We start from the raw sequence: 9,117 nt of genomic DNA, 5'->3' as shown, positions 1-9,117 counted from the left end.
GGCCGGGGCCGCGAGGGCTCCGGGGGCCATGGCCAGTGCCATACCGAAGGCCAGGGCTCCTGTGCCCACGGCGGAGATGATGCTGGAGGGTCTCATGGGGGTCCCTACTCTCCAAGGGGGATAGACGGGGGATTCGGGGCTCTGCGTTCCTGTAGGAGCGGAAAGCCCCTTTCGGGAGACGAAGTTGGTCCGTTTCCCGAAATTCACCGAGACGTCCGGTAAACGATCACCAACATAAGTGCACACTTTGACGCTGCAAAGACCCGTGTGGTGTGTATTCATTCAGAAGGACAAGGGATTGTCCCATCACCCTTCGTTTCACGATGGCTACGCGTAGTCGCTCTGCGTGCGACCTCGCGATCCTCGCGTTCGTCCGGTGACGGAGCGAAGTGGAGCGGTCGCGTCAAGGAGTGCTTCGTGGCCGGATGCGGACGCCGGTACCGGGTGCCATCCGTAACACCGCGGCTACAGGGGTGTAACTCCAAAGGTCAGGGGCGGCCGTAGGAGGCCTCTTCGGCGGGTGCCGGCCCGGGGCGGAGCGGACGCGCCCGTGGCCGGACCCGGACACGCGAGGGGCTTGCGGGACGTCTGAGGCTTTACGAGTGCGCCCTCGGAGCGCGGCGCCGTCGCGGCAGCGCGAGCGCCCTCGCGCGTGCTCGCGAAAGCCGGGGCGGAGCTCTCCGGCGCGCGGCCCGGGGGCTCGCGCGGATACGGGAAGAGGGCGACTGCGGACGCGCGCAGAGAAGCGGAGAACGGGCACGGGGAAGCGGAGAACGGGCGCGCCAGCGCCAGGCGCCCCATGACGAAAGGCGCCCCCGCCCACTGCCGTGGACGGGGGCGCCGTGGGCGCTACCGGAGCGCTAGCCGGTCACCAGGGACAGCCCCCAGCTACTCAGCAGGGGAGTGACCTCCTGGTAGTAGGTCGTGCCGCCGACGGAGCAGTCGCCGGAGCCGCCGGAGGTGACGCCCTGGGCCTGCGAGCCGGAGATGAACGAGCCGCCGGAGTCACCGGGCTCGGCGCACACGTCCGTCCGGGTCAGGTCCTGGACCGTGCCCTGCGGGTAGCTCACCGTCTGGCCGCGGGCCTCGATGGTTCCGCAGTGCCAGCCGGTGGTGGAGCCGGAGCGGCACACCGCCGAACCGGCCGGGGCCTGGCTGGAACCCGACACGGCCTGGGGGCTGCCGGAGTCGTACCGGCTGACCAGGTTGGTCACGTTCCAGTTGGAGGTGGCCGCGACGAAGGCGCCGTCGCTGCCCGGGAAGACGGACTCCTGGAACGTTCCCGAGCCGCTGCCGTCGGAGCTCTCGGCGCCGGTGCCGACGGTGCCGCAGTGGCCCGCCGTCACGAAGCCGCCCGCGCCGGAGCCGTCGGTCACGGCGAACCCGACCGAGCAGCGTCCGCCGCCCATGTAGTACGCCTCTCCGCCGACGATGTCGGCGAACAGGCGCGGCGTCTCATCGGTCTCCTCCACCTGGACGGCGGAGGGTTCCACGCCCGCGTCCTCGATGAGGCCGTCGGCGCTGGCGCCCTCGGAGACCTGGACCACGACGGTGTCCTTCTCCACGTCCGGGTACCAGCCGACGACCCCTTCCCGGCCGCCGGTCTCGTCGAGCGCCTGGACGATCTCGGCCAGGCCCTCGGAGCCGTGTGAGACCACGGCGGCCTCGGCGCCGGTGGCCTCGACCGCCTCGACGGCCGAGGAGTCGGTCACCAGCACGGTGAGCTGGAGGGTCTCGGTGTCGAACAGGGAGCCGCCGTAGGACGCTCCCGCGGCCTCGGCGGCCTCGGCGTCGGTCTCGATCGCCTCTTCCTGCGCCGAGAGCAGCTCCTCGGCCCCGAGCGGGGTGAGGCCGAGGTCTCTCTGCAGCGCTTCCATCATCGTCTGGGCCTCGCTCGCTGGCTCGGCCGGTACGGTCGCCGCACTGGCGCCCGGCGTCACGGAGAACGCCAGACCGAACGCGAGTGCGCCGGTGCCGATAGCGGAGATAGCGGGGGAGGGTCGCATAGATCCCTACTCTCCTCGGGGAACTGACGGGGGTTCGGGGCCCGACGCCCGCCGGCGAGGACGTCGGACTCCGGTGGGGCCGTGCAGGGGGCCCGACCCCACGGTGCGCCTACCGAGGACCCTGTCACCAGGACACTCGGTAAGCGAACACACACCATAAGTGCGCAACCTGGATAGCGGAAGAGCGGATGCGGGGGTCCACCTTTCCAGGGGTGATCGGGTCATCGGATGATCGAATTAATCGCAATATGTGACGCATGGTGATGGTGTGTCTGACCTTGTGCTTTTCCGCCGGTATCGCTTCCGATACACGGAAGCGCGGTGTTGGCAAGGGGTGGTCCGTGGCCGGATGCGGCCATCGGAACCGGGTGCCATCCGTGACCATTCGGACACGTAGGAGTAACCCCGAAGGTCAGGGCTGTGACCCGTGGGTAACTTCCGTGCGCGGACCGAACAGGGGTACCTGTGGCGGTCCACCGCGAAGGATGCGGTGCGGGTTCCCGCGGGGCGCGTGGAGGGCGGGCCCGGCGGCCCCGCCGATACCGCGCTGAGGCGGCCGTGACACGCCCGGGGCACGGCGCACACGCGTACGAGCGCGTGCGCGCGCACACGGGACTACCCGAGGTAACTAGCGAGTATCGGGCCCCGGGAAGGGGGTTGAGGCGCCCGGTGTTGGGCCAAGATAAGGGCAAGAGCCCCGAACGGGGAGCCCGAACGGGAGGTAACAGGCTATGGCGACGAAGGACACGGGCGGCCAGAAGCACGCCTCGCGCCGCGACGAGGAGGTCGAGGAGACCGAGGCCTCGGCGGACGTTCAGGAGCGCAAGGACCAACTGGACGAGGACGTCGACGACATCCTCGACGAGATCGACGACGTGTTGGAGAGCAACGCCGAGGACTTCGTCCGACAGTTCGTGCAGAAGGGCGGCCAGTAGCCTCCCCACGGCGGTTCGCTGACAGCGCACTCCAGCGCCGCCAGCCCCGCCGCGCACAGCACTAGGGTCAGTTCCAACGGTCGGCGCGCAGCCACCGCAGACAACAAGGACAACAGGCGCCCCACCCGCCCCCATACCGGGGTGGGGCGCGCGTGGAGGGAGTCGCGTGTTCGAAGGGTTCGAGGGCGGACGGTTGCCCGCCGCTTTCATGAGTGCGGGAACCTCGTCCTTCACCGAGTTTCTCAGTTCGGTCCGCCCCGAGATGCTGCCCGGACACAAGCTGCCCCCGGGCGGCGGGACCGAGCACCTCACCCCCGACGCCACGACCATCGTCGCACTGACCTTCCCCGGCGGCGTGCTCCTGGCGGGCGATCGCCGGGCCACTCAGGGCAACGTCATCGCCAACCGCGACATGGAGAAGGTCTTCCGCACCGACGAGTACTCCGCCGTGGCCATCGCGGGTTCGGCCGGGTTCGGCATCGAGCTGGCCCGCCTCTACCAGGTCGAGCTGGAGCACTACGAGAAGATGGAGGGCCGCTCGCTCTCCCTGGAGGGTAAGGCCAACAAGCTCGCGCAGATGGTGCGCGGCAACCTCGGCCTGGCCATGCAGGGCTTCGTCGTCGTCCCGCTGCTTGTCGGCTACGACGAGAACAGCGGCCAGGGCCGCGTGTTCAGCTACGACGCCACCGGCGGCCGCTACGAGGAGCAGCGCTACCACTCCATCGGCTCCGGATCGGTCTTCGCCAAGGGCGCGCTCAAGAAGCTCTACCGCGAGGACCTCGACCAGACCGGCGCCGCCAAGGTCGCCCTGGAGGCCCTCTACGACGCCGCCGACGACGACTCCGCCACCGGCGGCCCCGACCTGCACCGCAAGATCTTCCCCCTCGTCGACGTCGTCACCGAGGACGGCCACCGCCGCCTGCCCACCGAGGAGGTGGCCCGCCTGGCGACCGAGGTGGTCCAGGGACGCGCGGCCGACCCCGACGGCCCCACGGCCACTCTGGGCTGAACCGGCCCCGTCCCACACCAGATCTCCCGACTAGGTAAGGAAACGATCCGCGGTGTCGATGCCGTTCTACGTCGCCCCCGAACAGCAGATGAAGGACAAGGCGGACTACGCGCGCAAGGGCATCGCGCGCGGCCGCAGCGCCGTCGTCCTGCAGTACGAGGGCGGGATCCTCCTGGTGGCGGACAACATGTCCCGCACCCTGCACAAGATCAGCGAGCTCTACGACCGGATCGGCTTCGCCGCCGTCGGCCGCTACCCCGAGTTCGAGAACCTGCGCCTGATGGGCGTGCGCTTCGCCGACGTGCGCGGGTACCAGTACGACCGCCGCGACGTCAGCGGGCGCCAGCTCGCCAACATCTATGCCCAGACCCTGGGCACCGTGTTCAGCGAGAGCCTCAAGCCCTGGGAGGTGGAGATCGTCGTCGCCGAGGTCGGCGACACCTCCGCCGACGACGAGATCTACCGCATCACCTTCGACGGCTCCATCGTCGACGAGCAGGGCTTCGTGGCCGTGGGCGGCTCCTCCGAGCACGTCTCCGGCGTGCTCAAGGACCGCTTCGCCGCCGACGCCCCCCTCAGCGCCGCCCTCAACGCGGCCACCCACGCCCTGGCCAGGGAGAACGGCGAGGAGCGCGAACTGGAGGCCACCAACCTGGAGGTCGCGGTCCTGGAGCGGTCCAGGGAGCACCGCAAGTTCCGCCGCATCCACGGCCAGCGCCTGACCGACCTCATCGAGGAGGGCAGGGCGGCCGGAGGCGGCACCGCGAGCACCGGAACCACCGGGAGCGCCACCACGGGCGGGACCGACGAGTGACCTGGAAACGATGATTCACGGTGCGGCGCCCCCGAGGCGGCGCACCGGCCGGGCGGGTGTGGACGGCGCGGCCCCGTCGTCCGCACCCCGGTGACGGGAAGTTGGTGAGGCCGCGTGGAACGACGGATCTTCGGGCTGGAGAACGAGTACGGGGTCACGTGCACCTTCCGTGGACAGCGGCGGCTGTCCCCGGACGAGGTCGCCCGCTACCTCTTCCGCAGGGTGGTCTCCTGGGGGCGCAGCAGCAACGTGTTCCTGCGCAACGGCGCCCGCCTGTACCTGGACGTGGGCAGCCACCCCGAGTACGCCACCCCCGAGTGCGACAGCCTCGTGGACCTGGTGGCCCACGACAAGGCCGGTGAGCGCATCCTGGAGGGGCTGCAGGTCGACGCCGAGCAGCGCCTGCACGAGGAGGGCATCGCCGGGGACATCTACCTGTTCAAGAACAACACCGATTCGGCGGGCAACTCCTACGGCTGCCACGAGAACTACCTCGTGGGACGGCACGGGGAGTTCGGACGCCTGGCCGACGTGCTCATCCCCTTCCTGGTCACCCGCCAGATCGTCTGCGGCGCCGGAAAGGTGCTCCAGACCCCGCGGGGCGCCCTGTTCTGCGTCAGCCAGCGCGCCGAGCACATCTGGGAGGGCGTATCCTCGGCCACCACCCGCTCGCGCCCCATCATCAACACCCGCGACGAGCCGCACGCGGACGCCGAGCGCTTCCGGCGCCTGCACGTCATCGTCGGCGACTCCAACATGAGTGAGACCACCACCCTGCTCAAGCTGGGCTCCACCGACCTGGTGCTGCGCATGATCGAGGCCGGGGTGGTCATGCGCGACTACACGCTGGAGAACCCGATCCGGGCCATCCGCGAGGTCAGCCACGACATGACCGGCCGTCGCAAGGTGCGCCTGGCCAACGGGCGCGAGGCCAGCGCGCTGGAGATCCAGCGCGAGTACCTGGACAAGGTGCAGAGCTACGTCGACCGGCACGGCACCGACGCCACCGGCAAGCGCGTCCTGGAACTGTGGCAGCGCACCCTGGAGGCGGTCGAGACCCAGAACCTGGAGACCGTCTCCCGCGAGATCGACTGGGTGGCCAAGTACCTGCTGCTGGAGCGCTACCGCGACAAGCACGACCTGTCCCTGTCCTCGCCGCGGGTGGCCCAGCTCGACCTGACCTACCACGACATCCACCGCGACCGGGGTCTGTTCTACCTGCTCCAGAGCCGCGGTCAGATGGAGCGGGTGGTCGGCGACCTCAAGATCTTCGAGGCCAAGTCGGTGCCGCCGCAGACCACGCGGGCCCGGCTGCGCGGCGAGTTCATCCGGCGAGCCCAGGAGCAGCGCCGCGACTTCACGGTGGACTGGGTCCACCTCAAGCTCAACGACCAGGCCCAGCGCACGGTGCTGTGCAAGGACCCCTTCAAGTCGGTGGACGAGCGGGTGGAGAAGCTCATCGCCGGTATGTAGGACTTCCGGTCCCCTGCTCCCGGAGCCCCGTCCGGCGGCCGAAGGCCGTCCGCGTCGGGGCTCCGGCGCTCGTGGTGTTCCAGGGGGTGGTTACGGCCCTTCTTTTCGGTAGTGTGACTCTGTCCCAAGCCGGAAATCAGAGGTTGTGACCCATGCACCGACGTGCTGCCGCCCTCGCGGTGCCGCTGACCGCGATCGCCCTGGCGGTCTCAAGCTGCGGAAACATCCCCGAAGAGTGGCGTACTCCCGCCTTCATGCGTATGGGGGAGGACCAGCTCGACCCGCGGCTTCCCGAAGTCACCGGCGAGGTCGGTGAGGAACCGGAGGTCGCCTTCCCCGACGAGGAGCCCCCGACCGAGCAGCTCTCGGGCGTCGTCGACGAGGGCCCGGGCGAGAACGAGCTGGTGCGCGCCGACGACCTCCTGATCGCCAACGTCGTCCAGTTCCAGTGGACCGCACCCGGCGAGGGCGCACCCGTCGAGGGGCAGTCCAGCTACGAGACCGGCGCCCCGGACCTGATCCGCATGGAGCAGATGCCCGAGGAGATCAGCGACGTCCTGGTCAGCCGGCCGGTCGGCAGCCGCGCCGTGTACGTCTTCCCGCCCCTGACCGAGCAGGAACGCCAGCAGGCCGAGATGTCTGGACAGCCCGTCCAGGAGGGCGCGAGCGTCCTGGTCATCGATCTGATGGACCGCTTCAACAAGGGTTCCGTCGTGGAGGGCGAGCAGGTCACCGACGGCGGCGACGGCCTGCCCACGGTGACCCAGGAGGGCCACAGCGAGCCCACCATCGAGGTCCCCGACACCGATCCCCCCGAGGACCTGGAGATCGTGCCGCTCGTCGAGGGCGACGGAGCCGAGGTCGAGGAGGGCCAGCAGGTCATCGTCCAGTACAGCGGTGTGCGCTGGGAGGCCGACGAGAACGGCGACCACCCGGTGTTCGACTCCACCTGGAGCCGCGGCGGCGACCCCTTCGACACCACGATCGGCGCTGGTTCGGTCATCGAGGGCTGGGACGAGGGCATCGTCGGCCAGCCGGTCGGCAGCCGCCTGATGCTGGTCGTGCCCGGCGACATGGCCTACGGCCAGACCGAGGAGGAGTCCGGGGGAGCCCCCGCCGGGACGCTGGTCTTCGTCATCGACATCCTGGGCGCATACGACAACCCGCCGCCCCCCGAACCCGCCGAGGGCGAGGGCGCCGGAGGCGAGGAGGCCGCACCGGAGGAGTCCCCCGCGCCCGAGGAGGGCGGGGAGTAGCCGGCCCGGCGCGTCCCGGGCGCGCAGCGCGCGCACCCGGACAGCCGACACCCGGACGCCCCCGCGGGGAGGACACCCGCGGGGGCGTCCGCGCGTCAGGGGCGCTCCCGCCCGGGCGGACACGCCCGGGCGGGAGCGCTCCACCGCCCTTCCCCGACCGGTGCGTAGAGTCGAATCCATCGGTGGACGGGCGAGGGGGAAGCTCATGTCAGACCTTCGGCGCTACTGCTACGTCTCCGGGCTGGGCCTCGGGGTCCCGGCGCTGGAGGAGCTGTGCGCCCGAGGCTTCCCGCCCGGCCTGGTGGTGTCCCACCCGGCCGAGCTGGCCCACTGCTCCGGCTACCACGACTACGGAACCCTCGCTAGCCGGCTCGGTCTGCCGCACCTGCGCGCCGCCCTCGGCTCGCCCGAGGCGCGCCGGGCCCTCACCGACCACGGCATCGACCTGATGGTCGTCGCTGGCTGGTCGGGAGACGTCCCCGAGGAGGTCCTGTCCTCCCTGTCGTTGGGCGGGGTCGGACTGCACCCGGCGCCGCTGCCCGTCGGCCGGGGCCGGGCGCCCATCCCGTGGACCATCCTGCGCGACATGCGCTCCAGCGCCGTCACCCTCTTCCACATCGAAGGTGAGGAGCACAGCGGCGACATCGTCGACCAGGCCTGGTTCGACGTGGCCCCGGACGCCACCGCCGCCGGTCTGTACGAACGGGTGGGGCTCCTCCAGGCGGAACTGCTCGTGCGCCACGTGGAGGGGCTGTTGGAGGGCACGGCGCCCCGGCGGCCGCAGAGCGGACACGCGTCGGTGTGGCCGCGTCGGCGCCCCAGTGACGGCCACCTCGACCTCGAGGCGCAGTCGGGAGACGGTACGCACACCGCGTCCGGGATCACGGCGGGTGAGCCCGGTCAAGCCGACCAGCGCTGAGGCGCGAGGCAGGCCGGAGCCCGCGGCCGGAGCCCGGAACCCGCGGTTGTGGGCGGGACGCGTCGGAGTCCGGAACCCGCAGCCCTGGGGTGTAGCGGCCCAAGGGCGGGCAGCACGGAGCGGGCGGGGCGTGAGCGCCCCCCTTTGTTCAGGCTAGAAGCCCGGCCCCGGACCGAACCAGACCGTTCCTGAGTCTGTGGACGATCCGCCTGCGCCGCCCTTCGCCCGCGCCTACAGCAGGGCGGCCGCGCGGCGGCCCGCCGCCGCGGCGCTCAGGAAGGCCGCGCGGTCCTCCTCCAGGCCCCGGCCCATCGTCGACACCTTCACCGGAAGCGCCCGCACCGCCTCCTCCAGCCCCTCCACACCCACCTCAACCAGGGTGTGCCGTTCGCCCAGGGCCCCGGCCTGCACACGCACGCGCTCGCCGAACACCCCCGGCAGCAGCGGCACCACCACCTCCGCCCGCGCCAGCGCCACCCTTCCGTAGGCGGTCAGGCTGTGGTGCGACACCCCCCGGTGCCGCTCGCGCGCGTCGGCCTCGCTCACCCGCAGCGACGCCACCGGACGCCCGCCCAGCACCGCCGCCGCGTTCACCGGGAAGGCCGCGCGGTCCTCCTCCAGGCCCCGGCCCATCGTCGACACCTTCACCGGAAGCGCCCGCACCGCCTCCTCCAGCCCCTCCACACCCACCTCAACCAGGGTGTG

General features: G+C 71.0%; 7 protein-coding genes and 1 pseudogene. 6 read left to right on the top strand and 2 right to left on the bottom strand.

Annotation, left to right across the window (positions count from 1 at the left end; translation table 11 throughout):
- Window positions 1-860 precede the first annotated feature (860 nt).
- Complete coding sequence (locus ABD54_RS23530) at window positions 861-2,006, bottom strand: S1 family peptidase (RefSeq protein ID WP_047871716.1); 1,146 nt, start codon at window positions 2,004-2,006, stop codon at window positions 861-863.
- Between the two features lie 731 nt (window positions 2,007-2,737).
- Here ABD54_RS23530 and ABD54_RS23525 point away from each other — a divergent pair.
- The 6 genes and pseudogenes from ABD54_RS23525 to ABD54_RS23500 form a co-directional block, all read left to right on the top strand.
- Window positions 2,738-2,941 (top strand): ubiquitin-like protein Pup, encoded by a 204-nt coding sequence (locus ABD54_RS23525; protein ID WP_013152531.1) that lies wholly within the window; start codon window positions 2,738-2,740, stop codon window positions 2,939-2,941.
- A 166-nt stretch (window positions 2,942-3,107) separates the two neighbouring features.
- Window positions 3,108-3,950, top strand: coding sequence for a proteasome subunit beta (gene prcB, locus ABD54_RS23520; RefSeq protein WP_047871715.1), 843 nt, complete (start codon window positions 3,108-3,110; stop codon window positions 3,948-3,950).
- Window positions 3,951-4,002: 52 nt separating this feature from the next.
- Window positions 4,003-4,764, top strand: a complete 762-nt coding sequence (prcA, locus tag ABD54_RS23515; protein ID WP_047871714.1) for a proteasome subunit alpha — start codon at window positions 4,003-4,005, stop codon at window positions 4,762-4,764.
- Window positions 4,765-4,878: 114 nt separating this feature from the next.
- A complete protein-coding gene (gene pafA / locus ABD54_RS23510; RefSeq protein ID WP_047871713.1) occupies window positions 4,879-6,237 on the top strand; it encodes a Pup--protein ligase in 1,359 nt (452 codons plus the stop codon).
- Window positions 6,238-6,389: 152 nt separating this feature from the next.
- Window positions 6,390-7,493 carry an FKBP-type peptidyl-prolyl cis-trans isomerase gene (locus ABD54_RS23505; protein ID WP_047871712.1) on the top strand — a complete coding sequence of 368 codons (1,104 nt, stop codon included), beginning with the start codon at window positions 6,390-6,392 and terminating at the stop codon, window positions 7,491-7,493.
- A gap of 205 nt (window positions 7,494-7,698) precedes the next feature.
- A pseudogene (locus ABD54_RS23500) lies at window positions 7,699-8,394 on the top strand (methionyl-tRNA formyltransferase); the annotation flags it as partial.
- A 249-nt stretch (window positions 8,395-8,643) separates the two neighbouring features.
- Here ABD54_RS23500 and ABD54_RS23495 read toward each other — a convergent pair.
- Window positions 8,644-9,117: DUF3866 family protein (locus ABD54_RS23495; protein WP_235432170.1), on the bottom strand; the 474-nt coding region annotated here is incomplete at its 5' end.

It is taken from the genome of Nocardiopsis sp. RV163, assembly GCF_001029525.1.
GTDB lineage: Bacteria > Actinomycetota > Actinomycetes > Streptosporangiales > Streptosporangiaceae > Nocardiopsis > Nocardiopsis dassonvillei.
The sequence above is the reverse complement of the archived record's forward strand: the minus strand, read 5'-3'. Positions and strand labels throughout refer to the sequence as shown.

Coding starts and splice junctions, on each gene's coding strand:
- ABD54_RS23530 (WP_047871716.1), bottom strand. CDS start 2,006: ATGCGACCCTCCCCCGCTATCTCCGCTATCGGCACCGGCGCACTCGCG.
- ABD54_RS23525 (WP_013152531.1), top strand. CDS start 2,738: ATGGCGACGAAGGACACGGGCGGCCAGAAGCACGCCTCGCGCCGCGAC.
- ABD54_RS23505 (WP_047871712.1), top strand. CDS start 6,390: ATGCACCGACGTGCTGCCGCCCTCGCGGTGCCGCTGACCGCGATCGCC.